This is a genomic window from Orenia marismortui DSM 5156 (genome assembly GCF_000379025.1).
Taxonomy (GTDB): Bacteria; Bacillota; Halanaerobiia; order Halobacteroidales; family Halobacteroidaceae; genus Orenia; species Orenia marismortui.
On record NZ_KB900622.1, the window covers coordinates 125039 to 150890 of the forward strand.

The window sequence follows — 25852 nt, forward strand, 5'->3', positions numbered from 1 at the left end:
CATCTTATCCTGCTAGTAAACCTTAATTTAAATCTAAACCATAACTTGACAACTTAGATATAACCTTATATCCTTCTCCTCTATTCTCTTTCATAATCAACCCTATATTTTTTGCATAGTATTCATAGAACTCATAGCTTCGACTCTTTTCTAAAGGAGTAATCTTAATCTTAATTACATCATAGAAATTTCCTGCTGGGACCTTTAAATTATCTATAATTTCTACTATCTCTCTCTTTTGACCAGCAGATTCCCAAACTTCTCCTTCCTGCAAAGATCCTTTCAAAATTACTTCTTTATTATCTATATTTCTAGCCTCTGAAATCAAACTGCTATGACTATAGAACTCAGGCCTTTCAAGTACCTTAATAATCTTATTTTCTTTGATTTTATAAACACTTGCTACTATTGTACCTCCATTATTGTCATGAATTTGCACAAAATTATCCTCTTTATGCACAATTTGTCTAATAAAACTAGCAAACTCAAGCCCTGTCCCCTTAAAATTAAATACCATACCTTCTTTACTTGGAAAAAAGCTTTGGAGATAATTACTTGTTATTTTTTCATTTGTTTTATCCACTTTATTTTTAATCTTAGAATTATCAATTTTCTTACTACAGCCTAGTAAAGTTAATATTAAAATTAAAATTAAAGAAATAAGTATAGATAGTACATATTTAACTTTCTTTATTATCATAACAAATTGCCTATCCTTTCTAATTAATAGTTTTGATTAATTATATCTTTTAATTTAGTTTTAAGCTTACATCAGTATAACTATGTTAAATAGACTACTCATCCTCATTAACAGGAATACTATTTATAAGTTCTTGAGCTTTTTCTAATTGACTTTCCGGCACATGTAACTCAATTCCAAATGCAGTACTTCCCATATAAACAACTAAATAACCTCCCATTTCTTTATACTTCTTTAATACTGCTATTCCATAGGATTTTAAAAGTGATTCTATAAAATAAGCATCTGTTTCATTGAAGGTACCTAAAAAAGTAAAAGGTCCTTCTTGCTCTTCTTTATTCTCCTCTAATTTCTTTTTAGTTAATTTATCAACTAACTTAAGGTCACAATCACTACATACTTCAAATCCCTCTCTATATTCTAAACCACAATTTGGACACCACGGCATATTGTTCACTCCTTTTTGATAGATTAAAGAATTGATTTTTGGCTAATCCAACTAATGTTTAATTCTTAAGCTACTTTTTAATTATCTTCTAAGGTTTATTATTGTAATATTTTGTGTTAATTAACCTTTAATATATAATAATCGTTAGTGAATATAAATCTTTAGCAAACAGTACTAAGTAACAGGTTAACTTGTTACTTGTCACTATTCAACTTTACTATTCACATAAATATTATATAAGATATTAATAATAATATCTATAAACTAATAATTGTCTCTTTATTTAAGAATAGTATTGCTTTCAAGAAAAGAAGATTATATAATAGTTGAAAAGAATTATTAATATCAAAAAGGGGTTGATCAAATGGAAAAAGCAACTTTTGCAGCTGGTTGTTTCTGGGGAGTACAAGCTTTATTCGATAAAATAGATGGTGTTATCTCTACTACTGTAGGCTATATTGGTGGAGAAACAGAAAATCCCACTTATAAAGAGGTATGTACAGATACAACAGGACATGCTGAAGCAATAGAAATAAATTTTAATCCAAGTAAAGTATCTTATGACAAATTATTAGATATTTTTTGGCAGAATCATAATCCTACTACTTTAAATCGTCAAGGGGCAGATCTAGGAACACAATATAGGTCAGCTATCTTTTATCATAATCAAATACAAAAAGAAAGCGCTATTAAATCAAAAGAAGTTTTAGAAAATAGCAACAAATATAAAGACCCTATAGTTACAGAAATAATAAGTGCTACTAACTTCTATCCTGCCGAAGAATATCACCAAAAATACTTAGCAAAAAGAGGAAAAAGTAGTTGTAGGATATAAAAAGAGGAGTTTTAACTCCCCTTTTTATACCCCAACATTATAACTATTCTTTTTTTCTCTCTTCTAAATATATTCTTTCTTTCTTATTCCAAGCAAATAAACTCTGTAAAACTCCTACTATGGGAAATACAATTAATGAAATTGCTAGCTCCTGCAAAAAGTCATTTGAAATTAAAAGTGATAAATCAAATCCATATTTCATTATGAAAGTAAAGAAGAGATATGCTAGTGCTGTAATAAGTCCCCATCCCAAAATACCATGAATTAAAATATAATGTAGTTTACCTCTAGCTTTTATTTGCTCCCATTTTCTTTTCTCTTCTTCATTCATCTTTTACACCTCTGTTATGATTATCTAACCAATTAATAATATCCTCAAATACCTCTTCTTTATTAATTTCATTTAAAATTTCATGCCTCCCACCAGGATAAAACTTATATTCTATATCCTCTATTCCAGCTTTTAGATAAGAATTATATATCTCTAGTATCCCTTTTTTATTATCTCCTACTGGGTCTTTACTACCTGATATCAAATAAATAGGTAGATCTTTGGGGATTTTTTGAACATTTTTGAACTGATTAACCTCCTTACTAAGACTTAACAAGTCGTGAAAGAAAGCAGATGTACAATCTTGTCCACAAAGAGGGTCATTAATATATTGGTCTACTTGATTATTATCTCTGCTTAACCAATCATAAGGAGTTCTGGGATTATTAAAGGCCTTGTTATATCCCATAAAAACTAATTTATTTAATATTGACTTTTTATTCTTAGCTCCTCTAAGCCACTTCTCTAACAGAGCAATTAAAATTCCTAATTCTCCTAATAAGCCTTGCTTACTTAAGGTCCCCGATAATATAACTCCATTAACCTCTCTACCATATTTACTTATGTAATTTCTAACAATTAATGATCCTATACTATGTCCCAAGATAAAAATTGGATAGTTCGGATACTTCTTTTTTATTATATTAGTTAGCTGGTGAAAATCTTCAACTACTAATTTCCAGCCCTCTTCTTCTGCAAAATAACCTAAATTCTCTCTCTTACTTACTGTTTTCCCATGACCTCGATGATCATTGGCATAAACTATATACCCATTATTAACTAGAGTAGAAGCAAATTCTTCATATCTTGCTGCATGTTCAGCCATACCATGTGCTATTTGAACTATACCTCTTATATCTACTTCTTTTGCTAACCAATTATAAACAAAAATTTTTTGATTATCTTTTTCCGTAAATTTAAATTTATTCTTCATACTCTCCTCCAGCACTATCGAAAAATTAAACTTAATCCTACTGTAAAAAATCTAAATATTTCCTAAAACTAGACCTAATTACAATTCTACTTCCTCTATGTAAATATTAATATATAAAGATTATATAATCAAGTAACAAATCTATAGTCTTAAAGTTTTTCTATACAAACCAGGACTAACCTCTTGATAAATCTCTACCTTCTCTTTTGCTATATACTCTTCAGCTAATTCTTTAGCCAAATCAATGAATTCCAAAAAAGAAATATTTAAGTCTTCATTAGCAGTAGTCATCAGCATCTTAATTGCATCTTTTTTATCTTCTATATTCACATTTTTCACCTTCCCCATATCTAATTCTATCCAATACAGCCCAATTTATTATATTATATGGATTTCAATTTGTGATATTCGTTTATTTAGATATTATTTCCTTTGGTTTCATAAATAACAATCATATATATAACTTTGGAAAAAGATTAAAAATATGTTATAATAGCAATAATATAATTAGATATACATTCTTTGTTTTAATATAACTAACTTCAAACTAGATATTGAACTACTATCAGTTATATTAAATATTAAATTGTAGAGAGGAGTAGAGTAGATTATGAAAAAACTTATGCTTGGAAATGAAGCAATTGCAAGAGGTGCCTATGAAGCAGGGGCAACAGTTGCCACAGCTTATCCTGGAACTCCAAGTACTGAAATCACTGAGCATGTAGCCAAATACGATGAAATCAATACAGAATGGTCTGTCAATGAAAAAGTATCTTTGGAAATAGGAATAGGATCTTCTATTGCAGGAGCAAGAACATTAGTTTCAATGAAACATGTCGGTTTAAATGTAGCTGCTGACGCACTTATGTCTGTATCTTATCCTGGGGTTAATGCTGGACTTGTTATAGCTGTAGCAGATGATCCTGGACAGCACAGTTCACAAAATGAACAGGACACAAGATATTATGGAATTTTTGCTAAAGTTCCTGTTTTGGAACCATCAGATAGTCAAGAATGTAAAAACTTTGTTAAAGAAGCCTTTGAAATTAGTGAAAAGTTTGATACACCTGTTATTGTTAGAATAACTACTCGAATTGCCCATTCTCAAAGTATTGTAGAGTTAGAAGAGAGAATGGACATCAAAGTAAAAGATTATGATCAAAATCCTAATAAATATATAGTAGCTCCAGCTGTAGCTAGAAAAAGGAGATTTGTAGCTGAAGACCGACTTAGTAAGCTTAAAGAATTCGCTGAGGAAAGTGAACTTAATCAAATTGAATATAAAGATTCAAAGCTTGGAATTATCACCAATGGTATCGCTTATCAATATAACAAAGAAATCTCCCCAGAAGCTTCCTTCTTAAAACTAGGGATAACTCACCCTTTACCCAAAAAGAAAATCAAGGAATTTATTAACAACTGTAAACAAGTCTATGTAATAGAAGAATTGGAACCTATTTTTGAAGAAAAGATTAAATCTTGGGGATTAGAGGTAATAGGTAAGGAAGTTATTCCAAGCATTGGAGAATTAAGTACAGAAAAGATTAGAAAAGCTATTTTTAATACTAATAAAGAAGTGATCAACTTAGACCTAGAAAACACCCTACCTAAAAGGCCACCAGTTTTATGCCCAGGCTGTCATCATCGTGGAGTATTTTATGTATTAAAGAAACTAAAGCTTCATGTTTCAGGAGATATAGGATGCTATACTTTAGGAGCCTTTCCTCCATTAAATGCAATGGATACTTCCATATGTATGGGAGCTAGTATAGGCATGGCTTTTGGATTTGAAAAAGCCCAAGGAAAGGACTTTGCTAAAAAATCGCTAGCAGTTATTGGAGATTCAACCTTCTGGCATTCTGGTATTACTGGCTTAGTCGATCTTGTCTACAACCAAGGTAATACTACAGTTATAATATTAGATAATTCAATAACAGCAATGACTGGTCACCAAGATAATCCTTCTACCGGCTATAATATTAAAGGAAATATTGCACCACAGATCAACTTTGAAGAGTTAGGTAAATCAATAGGAATTAACCGCATCCAAACTGTAGATGCCCATAATATTAATAAATTAGAAGAGATCGTTCTAGAAGAAACAGCTGCTGAAGAAGTATCTTTAATTATAACTAAAAGGCCTTGTGTTTTACACAAAAGGATAAAAACAATTAAAACTCCCTTAACTATAGACCAAGATTTATGTAAAGCCTGTAAAGCCTGCTTAGATATTGGCTGCCCTGCTATTTTCTTAGATAATGAACAGATTAAAATTAATCCAGCCCTTTGTGTAGGCTGTGGACTTTGCAGTAAAATGTGCCACTTCAATGCTATTAAGAAAGGAGAGATCTAGAATGAATATAGTTATCGCAGCAGTTGGTGGTCAAGGAGCATTGCTTGCCTCCAAGATTATCGGGAGATTAGCCCAAAATACTGGAAAAGATGTTAAAGTATCAGAAATACATGGTATGTCACAACGGGGTGGTAGTGTTGTCTCATATGTTAAATTTGATGATAAAGTATACTCTCCTATTGTAGAAAAAGGTACTGCTGATATAGTTCTAGCCTTTGAAATGTTAGAAGGAGCACGATATGCTTCCTACTTAAAAGCAGGTGGAACATTAATAGTTAATACTCAGAAGATAGATCCAATGCCAGTTATTACTGGTCAAAAAGACTACCCCAAAGATCTAATCACCAAATTAGAATCATCAAATATCAATCTTATTTCAGTTGATGCCTTAAATATGGCGATATCTGTAAATAACATTAAAACTGTTAATGTAGTTCTAATTGGAATTATGGCACAACAAACTAAAATCTCTAAAAAAGAATGGCTTGAAGCTATCACTGAAATTGTTCCCCAAAAATTCTTAACAGTAAATTTAAGGGCCTTTGAATTAGGATATAACCTAGCTTAGATTTAAAATTAGATTACAACGAAAGGAGCTAATTTCTCTAATGATATGGAATGAAAAATTTGAATGTATGTCTAGAGCAGAAATGAGAAAGTGGCAGGGAAAAAAGTTGATAGAGACAGTAGAACGGGTTTATCATAATGTTCCTTTTTATAGAAAGAAGATGCAAAACTTAAACCTAATGCCTAATGATATTAATGGAATAAGTGATCTAAATAAACTTCCCTTCACAACTAAACAGGACTTGAGAGATAATTATCCCTATGGATTATTTACTGTACCACTGAGTGAAATTGTCAGAGTCCATGCTTCTTCTGGAACAACTGGTAAACCCACAGTTGTTGGATATACTAGAAGAGATCTATCTACTTGGTCAGAAGTTGTTGCTAGAACTCTCTATTCAGCAGGAGTTAAGAAGAATGATTTTATTCAGGTTGCTTATGGCTATGGACTCTTTACTGGAGGCCTTGGATTACATTATGGTAGCGAAAAGATTGGAGCTACTGTAATTCCAATCTCTGGTGGAAACACTAAAAAACAAATCCAAATAATGCAAGACTTTGGGAGTACTGTCATCGCCTGTACCCCTTCTTATTCCCTCTACTTATCTGAGGCAATAGAAGAAATAGGTTTAAGTCCAAAAGAACTAAATTTAAAAATAGCTATACTTGGAGCTGAGCCTTGGACAGAAAAGATGAGAGAAGAGATCGAAGAAAAATTAAATCTAAGAACAGTTGATATTTATGGTCTAAGTGAAGTTATTGGACCAGGAGTTGCTTGTGAATGTGAATATCAAACAGGTCTACATATTAATGAAGATCATTTCATTCCAGAAATCATCAATCCAGCAACTCTCAAAACACTTCCTGCTGGAGAAAAAGGCGAGTTAGTCTTTACTACAGTTACAAAAGAAGGATTACCCCTACTTCGCTATAGAACAAGAGATTTGACTGAAATTAATTATGAAAAATGTGAATGTGGTAGAACTTTAGTTAGAATGAATAAATGTACAGGACGAAGTGATGATATGTTAATTATTAGAGGAGTTAATGTCTTCCCATCACAGATTGAAAGTGTATTACTAGAGATGAGTGAAACAACACCACATTATCAACTAATCATTGATAGAATAAATAATCTTGATGTACTTGAAGTCTTAGTAGAAGTTCAAGATCAATTCTTCTCTGATGAGATTAGAAAATTAGAGATTTTAACTAAGAAAATAGAACATAACTTATATAGCACTTTAAATATTAATGCTAAAGTAAAATTAGTTGAACCTAAAACTATAAAAAGAAGTGAAGGTAAAGCCAAACGAGTTATTGATAAAAGATCATTATAAATAAAAAATCTTATATTTGAAAGGAGTATAACAGTGATTATTAAACAGCTATCGGTATTTTTAGAGAATCGATCAGGAAGATTAACAGAATTAACTGAAATTCTAGGCAATGCCGAAATCAACCTCTCAGCTTTAAGTATTGCTGAAACTTCTGAATTCGGAATAATTAGAATGGTAGTCTCTGATCCTCAAAAAGGATTAGAAATTTTAAAAGAACATAATTTCTCTGTTAATTTAACTGATGTCATCTGCCTCTGTACTCCCAATAAAGCTGGTTCTTTAGCCAAAGCACTAAAAATATTATCTACAGCAGGAATTAGTATTGAATATATGTATGCTTTCTCTATAGGAGAAGAAGCCTTTGTGGTACTTAGAACTGAAAATTTAAATGGAACTATTACCATTTTGGAAAAAAATAAAATGGCAATATTAAAAGCCTGTGAATTATATAATTCTTAATAATAAATAGCGAGTGACAAGTTTTTAGTTTTTTATTAGTTACTTGTCACTTGTTACTAATTACTTTATCACTATTTCGTATAACTAAACTATATAAATCTATCATATAAAAACAAAAGACAAGATAAAAATCTTGTCAAAATTAATTATTCCTCTTAAAATTTATTTATACCCTCTACCTTCCCCAATGACTTAAGACCATTTCTAACCCAAAATTGTTGTCCCATTCTAAAACTAGAGATAGATGTAGACATACCAGTTATCTCAAACCACAACCCTTCTTCCACCCCACGAGTATCTATTGCTAAGTAATCTCCTTCATCTATATCAACCTTGACATAACCACGGCTAAAATCCGATATTATTTGACCATTCATCATTAATTTTGCGTTATTCTCTACAGATTTATTTTGTAGTGCTATTACTAAATAATCTCGGTCTTGCTTAGTTGAAAATACTGCCTTAGCTGGTTCTTGAAAATCTTTACTTTGTCCAAAAGTCAATATACTATTTACTTTTGGAATTCTAGCAATTAAACTATCCTTTAACTTTGGATTGCTTAAAATTAATTGGGCAGCAACTAACATAACAAAGCCACCAACAATTATTATCAAAATCAATCTTTCAATAAACTCTACACAATTTCTTAAAATAATAGAGAATCGCCTAGACATATTACCCCCTCCTAAACTTCATCTTTCTAGTATAATAATATGTTTAAAAAGAGGGGATATAACCTAAATTATATGATTTTTATATCTAATAGCTATCATTTTAAATTATTTACAATCCTAGAAATAATATTTAATAAATATTATTTCCTACTACATATCCCATAGAAAAAGCACCTTGTAAATTATAACCACCAGTATAAGCATCAACATCAATAACTTCACCAGCAAAATAAAGGCTATCAATAATCTTAGATTCCATGGTACTTGGATTTATTTCATCGGTATCTATTCCACCAGAAGTAACAATAGCCTGTCTAAAGCCCATTGTTCCTATGATAGTCATTTCCAAATTAGTCAATAAGGAAATTATCTCTTCTCTTTCTTCTGTAGTAATTTGATGAACAAATTTATCTTCAGGAATAGATAACAAATTAACAATTACCGGAATAATTTTACTTGGCAATAAATCTATTAAACTATTTTTAAACTGCTTTCTAGAATATTTTTCAAAGTCACGTTGTAACCTATTATCAAGTTGCTCATAAGATAAGGCTGGTTTTAAATTAATAGCAAGTTTTATCTGATGTTTACCTAAATAATCTAATACATCTCGACTCAATGTTAAAATAATAGGACCACTTACTCCAAAATGAGTAAACAACATCTCCCCAAATTCTTCCTTCTTCTTTTTACCATCTATTACTAAAGAAACTGTGATATTCTTTAAATTTAATCCTTGCAATTCCTTAAACCACTCTTCTTTAACCTTCAATGGAACCAATGATGGCTTTGCTTTAATAAGATTATGTCCTAAACTTTTAGCCATCCCATAACCATCACCAGAAGAACCTGTCGTAGGATAAGCTTTTCCTCCTACTGCTACTAATACATTATTGGCTGAATATACTTCACCATCTCTAGATCTAACCCCTACTACTTTTTTATCCTCAGTAATAATCTCTTGTATTGCAGTATTTAATTTAATTTCTACTCCTGCACTCTCCATAAAATTCTTTAATGCTTCAACTATATCTCGAGCTGAATCACTCACAGGAAAGACTCTATTACCACGCTCTACCTTAGTCTCAACACCTAACTGTTTAAAAAAATCTCTTAATTGCCAATTTGAAAAAGAATATAAAGAACTATATAGAAACTTTCCAGTGTTAGGGAAATTATCAATTATATCTTCTACTTGACAATCATTAGTTAAATTGCATCTTCCTTTACCAGTGATTAATATTTTCTTACCTACTTGAGCATTCTTCTCTATTAATAACACCTTTTTACCTCTATTTGCTGCAGTACCTGCTGCCATCATTCCAGCAGGTCCACCTCCTACTACAATTAAGTCATATGTCAAATTTATCCACTCCTAAATAATTTACTGTTATTGATTTAACTTTTATCTATTTAAAATAAGAAAAGATACTTATTTCTGATCTCTTTTAAGTTTTATCTCTTTACCCTCAGAATCAACCTTTAATAAGTATCCATCTATTTCGCTATAATCTTGAATCCAACCTACTAATATAAAATCACCATCTCTAGTCTTATTGATAGAATTAAATCTTCCATCTCTATATGAACCTCTGAAGGTCTTTGACCATAACTCTTTTCCATCATTCTCGACTTTTAGTACAAAAGCTGTATGCCTATATTCTTTTGCTTCCATACCAACAGGAATTGATTCATATCCCGATATCATTAAAGCATTTTGATTATCAATTGAAACTATATCAGTAAAAGTATATAAATCCTCTTCACTATGATAATATCTGCTCCATTGCTTAGTACCAACTTGATTGATGTTTAGTATATAGCCAGCATAAGGCTTATTATCACTAGACTTAGCTTCCCCAACAATAATAAATTCATTATTATTCTTTACTAATACAGAATTAAACTTAATATTATAATCTTTTTCTTTAATTTTCTTAGTCCACTCCTGTTTACCTTCTGAATCAAGCTTTACTAGATAGCCACTTTTTTCAAGATATGCCTCCTCATAATGCCCAACTAAAATAAACCCTCCATCTGGAGTTTCCTTAACATTATTAAATTGGTCATAATATTCTCCCCCAAAGATTTTAGACCACTTAACATTTCCTTTAGAATCTACTCTTACTACATAAGCCTGCTGATTAAAATTATCATCGTCTGCAGGAACTCTAATACCTCCCGCTAAGATAAACCCACCTGTTGATACTTCTTTAACTGAATAAAAAGAGTCTTTATATTTTTCACCAAATTTCTTTGCCCATTCTTTCTTTCCTTGAAAATCTACTTTTAATATGTATGCATCACCTTTATCATTTTTGCTATTAGATTTTTCCCCTACTAATACAAATCCACCATCTGAAGAACCTATAACTGAGTTGAATTTAATTTTTCCTGCACTGCTAAAAGATCTATCCCATTCTTTTTTTCCTTTAGAATTAGCCTTTAGAATATAAGCTTTATTATCTTCAATAGAACCAGCCATAATAATAGACAAATCTTCTGTTACTGTTCCAGAATAGAATCTTTCTACTCTTTCCTCTTCTCCATAACTAACACCACTCATATCATAAAGCCAGTTGTCAGGAACAATAATTAGTGCAAAAGCAATTAATAAACTGATTACTGCTGTTATTATAATCCGTTTCCAATAATCAAAAATAAAATGCATTCTCACACCTCCAATAAGAATAAATCTTAAACTATAGACATTAGTCGTAAGTAATAAGTAATTTGATGGCTAGTCATATATCACTTATTATTAAACTATCGCCTTACCTATCCTAATAATAACTTAAATAAATTAATCAAAAAATTAGAGAATATTATAAGATAGTTACTTAACTTTGAGTATAGTCTAAAAACTATATACTTAAAACATTAATTTTCTAGTTAATTATATAACAAAACAATTAAATACACCAACTTGAAATATAGCATATAAAATAAAAAGTAGCTCGTAATACGAGCTACTATCTATACTTTATCAATAGCATTTCTAGCCGCTTTTTGTTGTGCTTCTTTCTTACTACTTCCTGTACCTACTCCTAAAACTTCTTCTTCAAAATTAACCTGAATAGTAAATTGTTTATTATGATCAGGGCCTTCTTCTTTAATAACTTCATATTCTGGCCTTGCATTAGAGTTCTTCTGAATTATTTCTTGTAATAATGTCTTATAATCTTGAATATGTTCGCCTTTTTCAACCTTTTTAATATCAGGAATTAATAATTTCAAAATAAAGTCCTTAATAACTTCTAGACCTTGATCTAAATAGATACTTCCAACAAGTGCTTCAAAAGCATCAGCCAAAATAGAATCTCTTTTTCTACCACCTGTCATCTCTTCACCTTTACCTAATAACAAATATTTACCCAAATTAATCTCTTTAGCTTTTTCAGCTAATACAGGAGCACTAACAACAACAGACCTTATCTTAGCTAATTCACCCTCTGGATGATCAGGATATTCTAAAATCATATATTCACTAACCACTAAATCCTGCACTGAATCTCCTAAGAATTCTAATCTTTCATTATCTTTCAATCCCAAATGTCTATTTTCATTAGCAAAAGACTTATGAGTAATAGCTCTCTCTAATAGATCGATATCATTAAAGAAAATTTGAATTTGTTGTTGCAATTCTTCTAAGCTTTTTATATCAGCTATCACATTACCCACATCCTAATTAAGCATTATATTCTTTAAATACCACAGTAGCATTATGTCCACCAAATCCTAAAGAGTTAGATAATGCCACCTTCACTTCTCTCTCTCTAGCTTCATTTGGTACATAATCAAGATCACATTCTGGATCTTCATTCTGATAATTCATTGTTGGAGGTACTATATTATTTTTTATAGCTAATATCGAAGCAATTGCCTCAACTCCTCCTGCAGCTCCTAATAAATGTCCAGTCATTGATTTTGTAGAACTAATTGCTATATTCTTAGCATGTTCTCCAAATACATTCTTTATAGCTGCAGTCTCTAATTTATCATTAGCAGGTGTAGAAGTTCCATGGGCATTAATATAGTCCATTTCATCAGGTGCTAGATCTGCTTTATCAATAGCCATTTTAATTGCTCGAGCTGCTCCTATACCTCCTGGAGCTGGGGCAGTAATATGATGAGCATCAGCAGATGATCCATAACCTACTAATTCTGCATAAATCTTAGCTCCTCTAGCTTTGGCACTTTCTAATGATTCTAAAATTAACACTCCTGAACCTTCCCCCATAACAAAGCCATCACGTTCAGCATCAAAAGGTCGACTAGCTCCTTGAGGATTGTCATTATTTGTACTCATTGCTTTCATTGAACAGAATCCTGCAAAGGATACTGGAGTAATTGCCGCTTCAGAACCTCCTGCAATCATCACATCTGCATCTCCACGCTTAATAATTTCAAAAGCATCACCTATAGCATGAGTTCCACTAGCACATGCTGTTACTACTGATGTATTTGGTCCTTTAGCTCCTGTATAAATAGAAACCTGACCTGCAGCCATATTAGCAATCATCATCGGAATTAAAAAAGGAGTTACTCTATTTGGTCCTCTTTTTAACAGTCTTTTATGTTGCTGCTCTAAAGTCTCAATCCCACCAATACCAGAACCAATTATAGTTCCTATTCTATCAGCATTTTCTTCATTAATATCTAATCCTGCATCTTCAACTGCCATCTTAGCTCCAACCACAGCAAATTGAGAATAGCGATCCATTCTTTTTGCCTCTTTACGATCGATATCAAAATCTTTAGCTTTAAAATCTTTAACTTCACCAGCTATTTGAGTCTTATACTCACTAGCATCAAAATGAGTAATAGTATCAATACCTGACTTTCCTTCTAATAAAGATTTCCAATAATCATCTAAACCTATACCTACAGGAGATACAACTCCCATTCCAGTTACTACAACACGATTACTCATCTTCACTTTCCCCTCCCAGATACTTTCTAGCTTCACTTACTAAATTAGTAATTATATCCTTGACAGGTAGTACTTTTTCAATCAAATGAGCTTTCTCACCTGCAAAAACAAGCCCTTCTTCCATATTTCCTTCTTGAGCTTTTATTAGAGATTTCATAATACAAAAACTATGTGAGCATTTCTTTAAACATAAATAATCACAACTTTTACCTGTTGTAACTTCTTCATTTTCTAATCTATTATAAAAATCATTTTTTAAAGCTCTACCTGGTAATCCAACTGGACTATTAATTAATACACTATCTTCTTGTTTAGCATTTATGTAAAGTTGCTTAAAGCTATCATCTACTTCACACTCTTCACTAGCAACAAATCTTGATCCCATCTGTACTCCATCAGCACCCAATTTTATAATTTCTGCTATATCCTTACCATTAATAATTCCACCAGCTGCAATAACAGGTATTTTTACAGCTTTAACAATTTTCTCAACTAAAGGTTTCATTGCTTTATCAGTTCCTAGATGTCCGCCTGCTTCTTTACCTTCAACAATAATAGCAGAAGCTCCCATCTTTTCAGAAATTTTAGCTAACTTTACTGAAGATACAATAGGAACTACTTCTGTACCACTCTCTTTACCTAATGTAAATAAGTCCCGAGAAAATCCAGCTCCAGCTACAATCAGATCAATCCCTTCACTTATAGCAGCATTAACCAATTCTTTGAATTCTTGTACAGCAACCATTATATTTACTCCAATAATACCTTTGGATAATTCTCTTGCTTTTCTAATTTCAGCCTTTAATTCTTCAACTTTAAGACCTGAACCAGCTATTAATCCAATAGCGCCTTCATTTGCTACGGCCGCAGCTAAAGGGGCAGTAGATACTCTAACAGCCATACCACCTTGTATAATTGGAACTTTAGCAATTAATTTTCCTATTTTTAACTTGTTTAATTTCAAATTTATTCCCCCATCTTTAAATATTAGCCCTATTAATTTTATAACTAGCTAAATCTTTAGCAATTTACAAAATTAATTGACTTGATTAAAGCCCCGTCCATATTAATAATAATATAAACGGGGACATAAAATTGGGTGAAACAATGATTATAGAGCGTTCTCAATATAATCTACAGCATCTTGTACTGTTTCAATATCTTCAGCATCTTCATCAGGAATTTCAATATCAAATTCCTCTTCAAATGCCATAACAACCTCTACAATATCTAAAGAATCAGCTCCTAAATCATCAATAAATGAAGCCTCAAGAGTCACCTCATCAGCATCTACACCTAATTCTGCAACAACAATCTCTTTTACTGTTTCAAAAACGTCCATATCTTTCACCTCCCTTCAAGTAATAATTTACAATGTACAATTGATAGTTAACAATTAAAAACAAGTTCAAAATCATAAAGTTAAATAGATCTATCCTCAAGTTTATTTATCATCTATTAACTTTGACTATAATTACTTAACTGTAAATTGTACATTATCAATTCTAAATTGAACTTACATTACCATCCCACCATCAACTCTAATAACTTCACCAGTAATATATCTAGCTTCATCACTAGCTAAGAAGATTGCTGTATTTGCAATATCTTCTGGTTGACCAAAAGCTTTCATTGGAATGGCAGCAATCATCTCCTCTACTACCTTATCAGCCAACTCATCAGTCATAGCTGTTTCAATAAATCCTGGAGCAATAGCATTAACAGTTATTCCTCTCGTAGCTAATTCTTTAGCTACAGATTTAGTAAATCCTATTAACCCTGCTTTAGAAGCTGAATAATTAGCTTGGCCAGGATTACCCATTAGACCAACAACTGATGAAATATTAATTATTCTACCACTTCTTTGCTTCATCATTGTTCTAGTTACAGCTTTAGTTGCATTAAATGCACCTTTTAGATTAACTGTCAATACAGAATCCCAATCACTTTCTTTCATTCTCATTAATAGTGTATCACGAGTAATACCTGCATTATTAACCAAAATATCAATACTATCAAATTCAGCTTTAGTCTCTTTTACCATAGCTTTAACCTGCTTCATATCTGTAACATCAGCTTCAATAGCAATTGCTTTACTTCCAATTGATTCAATTTCTTTTACCACTTTTTCAGCATTTTGAGCTTCCCCTTCAAAAGGATAATTAATAACTATCTTAGCACCCTCTTGAGCCAATTTAAGTGCAATAGCTTTACCAATACCTCGAGAACTACCTGTCACAAGAGCAACTTTACCTTCTAATCTCATTATTTCACCCCTCATATTAACTTCAATGATATTTTTCCAAAGTAATTATATTTTATAAACCTAAATTATAATTTTTTTAATATCTTATTTAACGAACGCAAATCTTCAATGTTTAAAGCAGTTACACTACGATCAATTCTTCTCATAAAACCTTTTAATACTCTACCTGGACCAACTTCAATAAAAGTATCTACACCATCTTCAATCATGGCTTTAATTGATTCTTCCCAACGAACAGAACCACTAATTTGTTTAATTAAAGCATTGCTAAATTCTTCTGCTTGAGTAGTGAATTTAGCATTTATATTTGTTACAACTGGTATTTTAGCATCATTGAAATTAACTTCTTCTAATTCTTTAGCCAATTTATCACCAGCAGATTTCATTAAACTCGAATGGAAAGGACCACTTACATTTAACACTATAGCTTTTTTAGCTCCAGCATCTTTGGCTAAGTCTGCTGCTTTAGTTACAGCCTCCTTTTCACCAGAGATAACAACTTGACCTGGACAATTAAAGTTAGCTGGTTCTACTACACCATATTGGCCACCTTCTTCACATACTTTTTCTACCTCATCAGCAGTTAATCCAATAATAGCTGCCATAGTACCTTTACCAGAAGGATCAGCTTCTGTCATCAATTGCCCACGCTTTCTAACTAATTTAATAGCATCCGGAAAATCCAATACTCCTCCAGCTACTAGTGCAGAATACTCTCCCAAACTATGTCCAGCAACTACATCAGGTTCAATTCCTTTTTCAAGCAATAATCTATAAATTGCTATACTAGTTGCTAGAATTGCTGGTTGTGTGTTAGCAGTTTTCTTTAAATCTTCTTCTGGACCTTCAAAACATAACTTAGAAACATCTATATCAATTGAATTATCAGCCTCTTCAAAAATTTCTTTTACAGCAGAAAATTCTTCTGCTAAATCAAACCCCATTCCTACTTTCTGGGATCCTTGACCTGGAAAGATAAATGCTACTTTACCCATTTTACTTCCTCCTTAGTCTACTTATAATATTAATTAATTTGTAACCATTAATTCACAATTAGATCTAAATACTTCTTCTGCACCATTGATAAGATCCAGAATTATATCTTCAGCAGGTTCTATCTTAGATACCATTGCAGCTACTTGACCAGCCATAACAGTACCTTCTTTAACATCTCCATCAACAACTGCCTTTCTTAAGCTACCAATTCCTAACTCTTCAATCTCTTCTTTAGGCATACCTTTCCGTTCCATCTTTAAGATCTGACGAGTTAACTTATTCTTTAAATTTCTAACTGGATGACCAGTTGAACGAGCGGTTACAATTGCATCTCTATCTTTGGCATTAATAATTGCTTCTTTATAATTATCATGAACAGTGCACTCCTTAGCACAGATGAATCTAGTACCTACTTGAGCTCCAACAGCACCTAAAGATAAGACAGCCGCTAAACCATAACCATCAGCTATTCCACCAGCTGCAATAACAGGAATATCAACAGCATTTGAAATTTGAGGAATTAAAGGCATAGTTGTTAACTCTCCAATATGTCCTCCAGCTTCAGTTCCTTCTGCAATTATAGCATCTACACCCAGCCTAGCCATCCTTTTAGCCAACGCAACAGAAGGTACAACTGGAATTATTTTAGTTCCAACTTCTTTTAATCCTTCTATGTACTTTCCAGGATTACCTGCTCCAGTAGTAACTACAGGAACTTTTTCCTCAATAACAACTTCCATAACTTCATCTACATAAGGTGATAACAACATCACATTGACCCCAAAAGGTTTATCAGTAGTCTTCTTAACCTTATGTATCTCTTCTCTTACAATATCTGCAGGAGCATTACCTGCTCCAATAATTCCTAATCCTCCAGCTTGTGAAACTGCTGCAGCTAATTCTCCTGTAGCAATCCAAGCCATTCCCCCTTGAATAATAGGATGATCTATATTAAGCAATTCACATAATTCAGTCTTTAGCATCTTAATTCCTCCCTTTAAAACCACTCAACATTAACTCCACTCTATAACACTTGCCCCCCAAGTTAATCCAGCTCCAAATCCGACTAAAACGACAATATCACCACTTGTTATCTTGCCTGATCTAACAGCTTCATCCAAAGCTAATGGTATAGAAGCAGCAGAAGTATTTCCGTACTTATCTAAATTAACATATATTTGATCTTTATTTAATTTCAACCTCTTAGCAGCAGCATCAACAATTCTAATATTAGCTTGGTGAGGAATCAAGTAATCAATATCATCTCTTTCTAGACCAGCTAATTTTAATGCTTCTTTTGCTGCTTTACCTAAGATTCTAACTGCAAATTTAAATACTGGACTACCTTCCATTTCAACATAATGTAATCCTTCATCAATAATCTGTTGAGAGAATGGTTGTTTAGATCCTCCTCCTCTAACTATTAGAACGTCATTTTGTGAACCATCCGCTCCAATAGTATTAGATAAAATTCCTCCAGACTGAGTAGGAGACAATACAGCAGCACCAGCGCCATCACCAAATAAAACACAGGTACCTCTATCCTCCCAATTAATAATCTTAGATAATGTTTCTGCTCCTACCACTAAAATATTATCATAAGCACCAGTTTCAATATACTGTGTAGCTACTGAAATACCATATACAAAGCCTGAACAAGCAGCAGCCAAATCAAAAGCTGGAATCCCTTTTACCCCCAATTTATCTTGTAATATACAAGCTGTTGAAGGAAAAGCTATATGGTCTGGTGTTGCTGTTGCAACCAAAATTAAATCTAAGTCTTCTGCTTTTAAACCTGCATGCTTTAAAGCTCTTTTACTAGCCTCATAAGCTAAATCTGAAGTAGTTACATCCTCTTTAGCAACTCTTCTCTCTTTAATTCCTGTTCTAGTTGTAATCCATTCATCACTAGTATCTACCATCTCTTCTAAATCATAATTTGTCAAAGTATTTTCAGGAGCAAAGGAACCAACTCCTGCTATCTTAGCCCTTCTCAGTTCTTGTTTCATAGTTACTGACCAGTCCCTCCGTCGATATTAGCTTTAATTAAATTTATTAAGTCTGCATCTACTGACTTTTTAGCATTTTTTATAGCATTTCTTATAGCCTTAGCATTTGAACTTCCATGACTAATTATACTTACGCCATCTACTCCTAGCAGTGGAGCTCCTCCATATTCAGTATAATCCATCTTTTTAGCTACTCTTTTAAAAGCTGGTTTTAATAAAAAACCTCCAATTTTACCTAATAAACTAGCTTTAATCTCCCTTTTGATAATCTTAAATAGAGCAGAAGCTAATCCTTCAGTAGTTTTTAAAACTACATTCCCTACAAAACCATCAGTTAAAACAATATCACATTCACCAGTAAATATATCACGACCTTCAATATTTCCTATGAAATTTATATTCTCCATCTTTTTCAATATCTTATGTACTTCTTGGGTTAGCTCATTTCCTTTTTTCTCTTCTTCACCTATACTTAATAACCCTAGTTTCGGATTAGACTTATCCAAAAGATTTTCAGCATAAATCTTAGCCATTAAAGCATGTTGAATTAGATGTTCTGGCTTACTATCAACATTAGCACCTACATCCAAAACTAAAGTTTCCTCTTTTAAAGTTGGAAATACTGTAGCAATTGCAGGCCTTTTAATTCCTTTGATCCTACCAATTTTCAGCAAACTGCTTGCCATTACCGCTCCTGTACTTCCAGCTGATACAAAGGCATCTCCCATACCTTCTTTCACCATTTTACTTCCTACCACAATAGAAGAGTCTTTCTTTTTTCTTAATGCTCTTGCCGGGGATTCATTCATTCCAATCACTTCAGATGCATGAATAACCTCTATCATATCTTGAGAATATTCATACTTAGAAAGTTCACTTTTAATTTTTTCTTCAATCCCTACCAACACAAGATTTACATCAAACTCATTGCTGGCTTCAATAGCCCCTTTTACAATCTCATAAGGAGCATTATCTCCCCCCATGGCATCAACAATAATCTTCAACGGACTTAACCCTCCTTATTCATCAGGTTATCTCCAACAGAAAAGATTATGAATTCTCCATTAAAGACAGTTTCCCCATTAATCTTAGTTTCTACCTTTACATAAAATCTATTCTCTATTATTTTATTAACTTTTGCTTTTGCTACTAATCTTTCGTTTATGTATACTGGTCTATTGTATCTAACCTCAGCCGAACCTGTCAAAGCAACATCAGCATCAATAATAGCCACAGCCAAAGAGTTAGCCTGGGCAAAAATATGATGTCCTCTAACAATCTTAGTCTTTTCTAAAACAAGGTCATCACTAGCTTCTAAAATAGATATTCCAGTCTCATTAAGTTGAATATCAACCAATTCACCAATAATCTCTTCTCTTTGCACTGACTTAACCTTAGAATTAGCCTGCTTAGCAACAGCCTTAATCCTTTCTCTGACTTCAGGAATCCCTAGTTCCATTCTATCCAATCGAATAGTTTGAATACTTACATTAAATAAATCAGCTAACTCTCGATCAATCAAAAAAGGGTCCTCATCTAGTCGATCTTCTAATTCTTTTTGACGTTCAGCTTTGGTTAACTTTTTCATCTTTTTTACCACCTATTAAAATCTCATTTTAAGACCTGCTACTAATTTCACTTCAGTAGTTATTATATATAACTTTTTCACTTATTGCAAGCATTTATTTAAGTAATAAACATTAAATCATGAGTAATTTCAACAAAATCAATAATATTCTATTTTACTCTCAAATTAATTTATGTTACTTTAATATATAGTATATCTAATCAATAATACTAATACTTATTTATGCTGTCTAATCCAACTATAAGATTGAAACATAATCTAAATATATCTCTATAGAAAGATATTGCGACAGTTTCGGAGTTAGGCGTTAGGAGCTAGGACATAGAAAGATCTTACTAACTCCTATGACCTATCACCTAGCACCTAGCACCTAAAAGTGTCGCTTTATATCCATTAAGTTTCACTTTGAATTTAGATCACTAATATTAGCAAATATATAAAAAAAGAGTAAAGCAGAAATAAAACCTACTTTACTCTTTATCTATATAATTACTTTACTTTTCTTCCTTTGTAATATCCACATTCTGGACATACACGATGAGATAACTTTGGTTCATGACATTGAGGACACTCAATTAAATTTGGTGCACTTAGCTTCCAATGAGTTCTTCTTTTTCTCTTACGAGTTTTTGACGTTCTTCGCTTAGGTACCGCCATCAAAAACACCTCCTTATCTTACTACATCATAGTTATATATTATTTCTATAACTTGTTTTATTTAGATTTTTTATCTAACAGCTTACTTAACTTCGCCAATCTTGGATCGACCTTGTGCATTATACAATCACATTCTTCTTCATTCAGATTAATACCACAGCTTGGGCACAAACCTTTACAGTCTTCTCTACAAGCTGCTTTCATAGGTAAGTGTAATCTAATACCATCTAAAATTTCTTGACTCAGGTCGATATGATCATTATCTACTGCTGACTTATCTACTTGAAAATCAAAATCAAATTCTAAAGGCATAGAGAAATCCTCTAAACAACGGCTACAAGGCAACTCTACTAACAACTCCACTTTCCCGGTGATTATATATTGATCATTTGAATTAATCACTGTTAAGTCTAGCTTAGCAGGATTATCAAAGGAAATCTGTCTACCATGAATAGACATTTCATCCAAAGATATATCTAATTGAGCTGTAAGTTGAGTTCCAAGATCCTCTTTTATACTTTCAATATTAACTTTAGCATTCATTTATAATCACCTCTAAAACAACATCACTTATTATAATATAAAAATTAACCTTTTGTCAAGAAGTTTGTTTTAATTATCCATCAATAATTTTGTATCTCGAGCAATAACTAACTCTTCATTTGTTGGTATTATAAATACTTTAACTTTAGAATCATCAGCATTAATCTCAGTTATCTTAGCTCTTACATTATTTCTTTCACTATCAACTTTGATTCCCAAATAATCTAAATCATTACAAATCATCTCTCTTAAGTCTATAGCATTCTCACCAATTCCTGCTGTAAATACTATTGCATCTACACCATTCATAGCCGCAATATAAGAACCAATGTATTTTTTAACTCTATAAACAAACATATTTGTTGCTAGTTGAGCACGTTTATTTCCATTACTTGCTGCTTCTCCTATATCACGAGAATCACTACTTATACCAGATACACCCAAGAAACCACTTTCTTTATTCATTAAATGATCCATCTCTTGAGGAGATAAACCTTCTTTCTCCATTACAAATGGTACAATTGCTGGGTCTATATCACCACAACGAGTTCCCATTACTAAACCTTCTAATGGTGTAAGTCCCATACTTGTATCATAAGACTTACCATTTTTAACTGCAGTAACACTTGCTCCATTACCTAAATGGCAAGTAATAATCTTTAAATCTTCTATATCTTTACCCATTTCTTTAGCTGCCTGTTCCGCAACAAACTTGTGTGATGTACCATGAGCCCCATAACGTCTGATAGAATGTTTCTCATATAACTCATATGGTAAAGCATACATGTATACATCTTCTGGCATGCTTTGATGGAAAGCTGAATCAAAAGTAGCTACTTGTGTTGCTTCAGGCATTAACTTCTCACAAACTTCAATCCCCATTAAGTTAGCAGGGTTATGTAATGGTGCTAAAGAAGCCCATCTATCAATTTCTTTCTTAACCTTTTCATCCACAATAACTGATTTATCAAAAGAGTCTCCACCTTGCACAACTCTATGCCCTACTGCATTAATCTCACTAACATTTGAAATAACACCCTTATCTTCATCAGTCAATGTATCAATAACTAGCTCCATTCCTACTCCATGATCAGGGATATCTTGCTTTATTTCAAACTCTTCTCCTGCAGATAACTCTTGTTCTAATCTTGAACCTTCAATCCCAATCCTTTCAACTAAACCTTTAGCTAACACACTTTCATCTTCCATATTTATTAATTGATATTTAATTGAAGAACTACCACTATTAATTACTAAAATCTTCATCTTAACTTCCTCCTTAAATTTGGTTATAACTATTATCTAACTTTCTATAACTTTCATTCTCTATTGCGATCGATAAATTCTTAAAAAACATTAGAATTTTCTATTCTATCTTGACAAATTTATCATCTCTACTTTCATAAATTCTAGAAAAACAATATTACTTTATTTCCCCTTCAGGTTCTTTGAACCTTTCGTGGTCGATAAATTCTTAAAAAACCTTAGAATTTTCTATTCTATCTTGACAAAGTTACTATCTCTACTTTCATAAATTCTAGAAAAACAATATTACTTTATTTCCCCTTCAGGTTCTTTGAACCTTTCGTGGTCGATAAATTCTTAAAAAACATTAGAATTTATCTTCCCTAGCAATTCTGTGCTTGTACAGCAGTAATAGCTGTCACATTAACTATATCTTGTACATTACATCCACGAGATAGATCATTTACAGGTTTAGCTACACCTTGTAAAATAGGTCCAATAGCCTCAGCATGTGCTAACCTTTGTACTAATTTATAACAGATATTTCCTGCCTCTAAATCTGGGAAAATCAATACGTTTGCTGTTCCAGCAATATCACTCTCTGGATACTTCTTCTGAGCAACTACTGGTACTATTGCTGCATCAGATTGCATTTCTCCATCTATCTTCAATTCTGGTTTAATTTCTTTAGCCTTCTTAGCAGCTGACTGTACCTTATCAACATACTCATGCTTAGCACTACCATTTGTTGAGAAAGATAACATTGCTACTCTAGGATCAATCTCTGCTAAATCTTGTGCAGTTTTAGCAGAAGAAATTGCTATCTCAGCCAATTGATTTGCATCTGGATTTGGATTTACAGCACAATCTCCAAATACCATTAAACCATCTTGACCAAAATCTTTATCCTGTACAATCATAATAAAAGCACCTGAAATAACAGAAATCCCTTCTGCAGTACCTACTACTTTAATAGCAGCACGCAATACATTACCAGTAGCATTGGCAGCTCCTGCTACTTTACCATCAGCATCTCCTTTTTTAACCATCATCGCTCCAAAGTACAAAGGATCTTTTATTTGTTCTTTAGCATCTTCTAAACTAATACCTTTATGCTTTCTCAATTCATAATAAGTTTGAGCATACTCATCTAATCTTTCAAAATTTACTGGGTTAATAATTTCTGCTCCTGTTAAATCAACTCCATGCTCTAAAGCAACATCTTTGACTTCCTGCTCATCACCAATCAAAACAATATCAGCGATTTCTTTTTCTAAAATAACTGGAACAGCTTTTACCATTCTTGCTTCAGTTCCTTCTGGAAGAACTATCTTCTTTTTAGCTTTTCTTGCTTGTTCATGAATCATTCCTATAAAACTCATATTTTTGTCCTCCTTTATGTAACGACCATAATATTATTAATTATTTTTGTCCAACTCTATATTACTAGACTCAGTATATAAATTCCTTGTTTTAAGATAAAATATCTACAGATATATTCAAAGTTTAAATAATGGCAAAAATCAGTTTAATCACAATTTTAACAATTGTCTGATAATTATCGTATTATGTCCAAATTCACACACTTATTTTCTTATAAAACAGTTATATTTATACCAATAAATTGATATTTCTAACTAATCTATCTATAATAATAAATAAGGAGGAATTATTATGAAGATTTTAGGGATCATTACAGAATATAATCCTTTTCATCAAGGACATCAATTTCATATTAATAAATCATTAGAAAAAAGTAATGCTAATGCTTGTATATGTATTATGAGTGGACCTTTTTTACAACGAGGTGAACCTGCAATAGTTAACCAATGGGCTAGAACTAAAATGGCTTTAAATTCTGGAGTTGACTTACTTATACAATTACCTGTTACTTATTCAGTACGAAGTGCAGAACATTTTGCTTTAGGAGCTGTTAAGTTACTAAATTCAACAGGTATAGTTGATTCTTTATGTTTTGGTAGTGAATTAGGAATAAGTAAGATATTGAGAGATATAGCTAAACTTATATCTGATAAACCTAAAGAATTAGACCTTAAAATTAAAAAAAATATGGATCAAGGAATCTCTTATCCTGCAGCTAGAAGTAAAGCAATATCAGAATATATAAAAATCAATTCCAGTAAATTTAAAGTTTCAGCATCTCAAGCTATGAATATATTAAATAACCCAAATAATATACTTGGCTTAGAATATATGAAAGCATTAATAAAATTAAAGAGTCCAATTACTCCTCTAACTATTCAAAGGAAAGGTAGCCAATATCATTCTAAAAAATTAAATCAATTAGCTAGTGCCTCTGCTATTAGAGAAGAAATCAGAATCAATCAAATCAATAACTCTATATTAATTAATGATAAAATTAGAGAAGTAATACCTACTATTACATCTCAAATATTAATAGATCAATTTAAAAATAATCTAGGACCAATATTCTATGATAATTTTTCCACTCAAATATTAACTTTAATTAGAAGAACAAGTAGTGAAGAGTTAAAAAAATATGAAAATATTATAGGTGGCCTAGAAAATAGAATTAAAGAAGCAGCTAATAAAGCTACTTCTATACAAGAATTGATCGATCTAATTAATACTAAACGCTTTACCAAAACAAGAATCCAAAGAATATTAACACATATTCTATTAGGTTTAGATCAAAAAACTCTAAATAACTTTGACCAAAATGGTGGTCCACAATATCTACGTATATTAGGCTTTAATAACAAAGGAAGGGATTTACTTAAACTAATCAAACAAAATTCTACCCTGCCCTTAATTACTAAAGTAGCAAATCACTTCAGAACAAATCAAAACCCTAATAATCTATTGCAAGAAATGTTAAATATTGATATTAAGGCTAATAATATTTATGCTTTAGCTTATCCTAACAAACAAAAAAGGCAGGGAAATATCGACTTTTTTAATAATCCAATAATAAATATAGAGTAGAAATCAA

The 25852-nt window shown here is 31.8% G+C and carries 28 protein-coding genes; 6 read left to right on the forward strand and 22 right to left on the reverse strand.

All coding sequences use genetic code 11. The features are described 5' to 3' along the window. Window positions 1–22 precede the first annotated feature (22 nt). Window positions 23–700 (reverse strand): hypothetical protein, encoded by a 678-nt coding sequence (locus tag OREMA_RS0112790; RefSeq protein ID WP_018249660.1) that lies wholly within the window; start codon window positions 698–700, stop codon window positions 23–25. A 94-nt stretch (window positions 701–794) separates the two neighbouring features. Beyond that, window positions 795–1148, reverse strand: a complete 354-nt coding sequence (locus OREMA_RS18460) for a putative signal transducing protein (protein ID WP_018249661.1) — start codon at window positions 1146–1148, stop codon at window positions 795–797. 364 nt (window positions 1149–1512) lie between these two features. Between OREMA_RS18460 and msrA the strand changes: the two genes are divergently transcribed. After that, a complete protein-coding gene (msrA, locus tag OREMA_RS0112800; protein ID WP_018249662.1) occupies window positions 1513–1983 on the forward strand; it encodes a peptide-methionine (S)-S-oxide reductase MsrA in 471 nt (156 codons plus the stop codon). A 43-nt stretch (window positions 1984–2026) separates the two neighbouring features. Here msrA and OREMA_RS0112805 read toward each other — a convergent pair whose 3' ends face one another. The 3 genes from OREMA_RS0112805 to OREMA_RS0112815 form a co-directional block, all read right to left on the reverse strand. Beyond that, the gene (locus OREMA_RS0112805; RefSeq protein ID WP_018249663.1) at window positions 2027–2314 is read right to left on the reverse strand and encodes a hypothetical protein; all 288 of its coding nucleotides are present in this window, start codon (window positions 2312–2314) and stop codon (window positions 2027–2029) included. Further along, window positions 2307–3248 carry an alpha/beta hydrolase gene (locus tag OREMA_RS0112810; RefSeq protein WP_018249664.1) on the reverse strand — a complete coding sequence of 314 codons (942 nt, stop codon included), beginning with the start codon at window positions 3246–3248 and terminating at the stop codon, window positions 2307–2309. Before OREMA_RS0112810 ends, OREMA_RS0112805 begins: the two co-directional genes overlap by 8 nt. A 141-nt stretch (window positions 3249–3389) precedes the next feature. Beyond that, window positions 3390–3578 (reverse strand): hypothetical protein, encoded by a 189-nt coding sequence (locus OREMA_RS0112815; protein WP_018249665.1) that lies wholly within the window; start codon window positions 3576–3578, stop codon window positions 3390–3392. Window positions 3579–3858: 280 nt separating this feature from the next. On the opposite strand from OREMA_RS0112815, the gene iorA reads away from it, so the two are divergent. The 4 genes from iorA to OREMA_RS0112835 are packed head-to-tail and all read left to right on the forward strand — an operon-like array spanning window position 3859 to window position 7967. After that, window positions 3859–5601: an indolepyruvate ferredoxin oxidoreductase subunit alpha gene (iorA, locus tag OREMA_RS0112820; RefSeq protein ID WP_018249666.1), complete on the forward strand. Its 1743-nt coding sequence runs from the start codon at window positions 3859–3861 to the stop codon at window positions 5599–5601. Window position 5602: 1 nt separating this feature from the next. Beyond that, a complete protein-coding gene (locus tag OREMA_RS0112825; RefSeq protein WP_018249667.1) occupies window positions 5603–6169 on the forward strand; it encodes an indolepyruvate oxidoreductase subunit beta in 567 nt (188 codons plus the stop codon). Between the two features lie 40 nt (window positions 6170–6209). Beyond that, complete coding sequence (locus OREMA_RS0112830; RefSeq protein WP_018249668.1) at window positions 6210–7508, forward strand: phenylacetate--CoA ligase family protein; 1299 nt, start codon at window positions 6210–6212, stop codon at window positions 7506–7508. A 33-nt stretch (window positions 7509–7541) separates the two neighbouring features. Further along, window positions 7542–7967 (forward strand): hypothetical protein, encoded by a 426-nt coding sequence (locus OREMA_RS0112835; protein WP_018249669.1) that lies wholly within the window; start codon window positions 7542–7544, stop codon window positions 7965–7967. Between the two features lie 155 nt (window positions 7968–8122). On the opposite strand, the gene OREMA_RS0112840 is transcribed toward OREMA_RS0112835, so the two are convergent. From OREMA_RS0112840 to pta, 17 genes are all read right to left on the reverse strand, one after another. Then, window positions 8123–8641 carry a hypothetical protein gene (locus OREMA_RS0112840; protein ID WP_018249670.1) on the reverse strand — a complete coding sequence of 173 codons (519 nt, stop codon included), beginning with the start codon at window positions 8639–8641 and terminating at the stop codon, window positions 8123–8125. 130 nt (window positions 8642–8771) lie between these two features. Further along, the gene (locus OREMA_RS0112845) at window positions 8772–10004 is read right to left on the reverse strand and encodes a BaiN/RdsA family NAD(P)/FAD-dependent oxidoreductase (protein ID WP_018249671.1); all 1233 of its coding nucleotides are present in this window, start codon (window positions 10002–10004) and stop codon (window positions 8772–8774) included. Between the two features lie 69 nt (window positions 10005–10073). Continuing rightward, entirely contained in the window at window positions 10074–11312 is a 1239-nt protein-coding gene (locus OREMA_RS0112850; RefSeq protein ID WP_018249672.1) for a hypothetical protein, read from the reverse strand. A gap of 305 nt (window positions 11313–11617) precedes the next feature. Further along, on the reverse strand, window positions 11618–12313 hold the full coding sequence (gene rnc / locus OREMA_RS0112855) for a ribonuclease III (RefSeq protein ID WP_018249673.1): 696 nt from the start codon (window positions 12311–12313) through the stop codon (window positions 11618–11620). 16 nt (window positions 12314–12329) lie between these two features. Then, window positions 12330–13574, reverse strand: coding sequence for a beta-ketoacyl-ACP synthase II (gene fabF, locus OREMA_RS0112860; protein WP_018249674.1), 1245 nt, complete (start codon window positions 13572–13574; stop codon window positions 12330–12332). Further along, window positions 13567–14538 (reverse strand): NAD(P)H-dependent flavin oxidoreductase, encoded by a 972-nt coding sequence (locus tag OREMA_RS0112865; protein WP_018249675.1) that lies wholly within the window; start codon window positions 14536–14538, stop codon window positions 13567–13569. Before OREMA_RS0112865 ends, fabF begins: the two co-directional genes overlap by 8 nt. A gap of 147 nt (window positions 14539–14685) precedes the next feature. Beyond that, window positions 14686–14916, reverse strand: coding sequence for an acyl carrier protein (locus OREMA_RS0112870; RefSeq protein WP_018249676.1), 231 nt, complete (start codon window positions 14914–14916; stop codon window positions 14686–14688). A gap of 174 nt (window positions 14917–15090) precedes the next feature. Next, window positions 15091–15840, reverse strand: coding sequence for a 3-oxoacyl-[acyl-carrier-protein] reductase (fabG, locus tag OREMA_RS0112875; protein WP_018249677.1), 750 nt, complete (start codon window positions 15838–15840; stop codon window positions 15091–15093). Window positions 15841–15905: 65 nt separating this feature from the next. Continuing rightward, the gene (gene fabD, locus OREMA_RS0112880; RefSeq protein ID WP_018249678.1) at window positions 15906–16835 is read right to left on the reverse strand and encodes an ACP S-malonyltransferase; all 930 of its coding nucleotides are present in this window, start codon (window positions 16833–16835) and stop codon (window positions 15906–15908) included. Between the two features lie 33 nt (window positions 16836–16868). Continuing rightward, the gene (gene fabK, locus OREMA_RS0112885; protein WP_018249679.1) at window positions 16869–17819 is read right to left on the reverse strand and encodes an enoyl-[acyl-carrier-protein] reductase FabK; all 951 of its coding nucleotides are present in this window, start codon (window positions 17817–17819) and stop codon (window positions 16869–16871) included. 30 nt (window positions 17820–17849) lie between these two features. Then, on the reverse strand, window positions 17850–18845 hold the full coding sequence (locus OREMA_RS0112890; RefSeq protein WP_018249680.1) for a beta-ketoacyl-ACP synthase III: 996 nt from the start codon (window positions 18843–18845) through the stop codon (window positions 17850–17852). 2 nt (window positions 18846–18847) lie between these two features. Further along, a complete protein-coding gene (plsX, locus tag OREMA_RS0112895; RefSeq protein ID WP_018249681.1) occupies window positions 18848–19849 on the reverse strand; it encodes a phosphate acyltransferase PlsX in 1002 nt (333 codons plus the stop codon). Window positions 19850–19854: 5 nt separating this feature from the next. After that, window positions 19855–20433, reverse strand: a complete 579-nt coding sequence (gene fapR / locus OREMA_RS0112900; protein ID WP_018249682.1) for a transcription factor FapR — start codon at window positions 20431–20433, stop codon at window positions 19855–19857. A 489-nt stretch (window positions 20434–20922) separates the two neighbouring features. Continuing rightward, on the reverse strand, window positions 20923–21090 hold the full coding sequence (gene rpmF, locus OREMA_RS0112905; RefSeq protein WP_018249683.1) for a 50S ribosomal protein L32: 168 nt from the start codon (window positions 21088–21090) through the stop codon (window positions 20923–20925). A 57-nt stretch (window positions 21091–21147) separates the two neighbouring features. Beyond that, window positions 21148–21633 (reverse strand): YceD family protein, encoded by a 486-nt coding sequence (locus OREMA_RS0112910; protein ID WP_018249684.1) that lies wholly within the window; start codon window positions 21631–21633, stop codon window positions 21148–21150. A 69-nt stretch (window positions 21634–21702) separates the two neighbouring features. Then, window positions 21703–22899: an acetate/propionate family kinase gene (locus OREMA_RS0112915; protein WP_018249685.1), complete on the reverse strand. Its 1197-nt coding sequence runs from the start codon at window positions 22897–22899 to the stop codon at window positions 21703–21705. Between the two features lie 362 nt (window positions 22900–23261). Further along, entirely contained in the window at window positions 23262–24260 is a 999-nt protein-coding gene (gene pta, locus OREMA_RS0112920) for a phosphate acetyltransferase (protein ID WP_018249686.1), read from the reverse strand. A 292-nt stretch (window positions 24261–24552) separates the two neighbouring features. Here pta and OREMA_RS0112925 point away from each other — a divergent pair, with 292 nt between their 5' ends. After that, entirely contained in the window at window positions 24553–25845 is a 1293-nt protein-coding gene (locus OREMA_RS0112925) for a nucleotidyltransferase (protein ID WP_018249687.1), read from the forward strand. The last annotated feature ends 7 nt before the right edge of the window (window positions 25846–25852 follow it).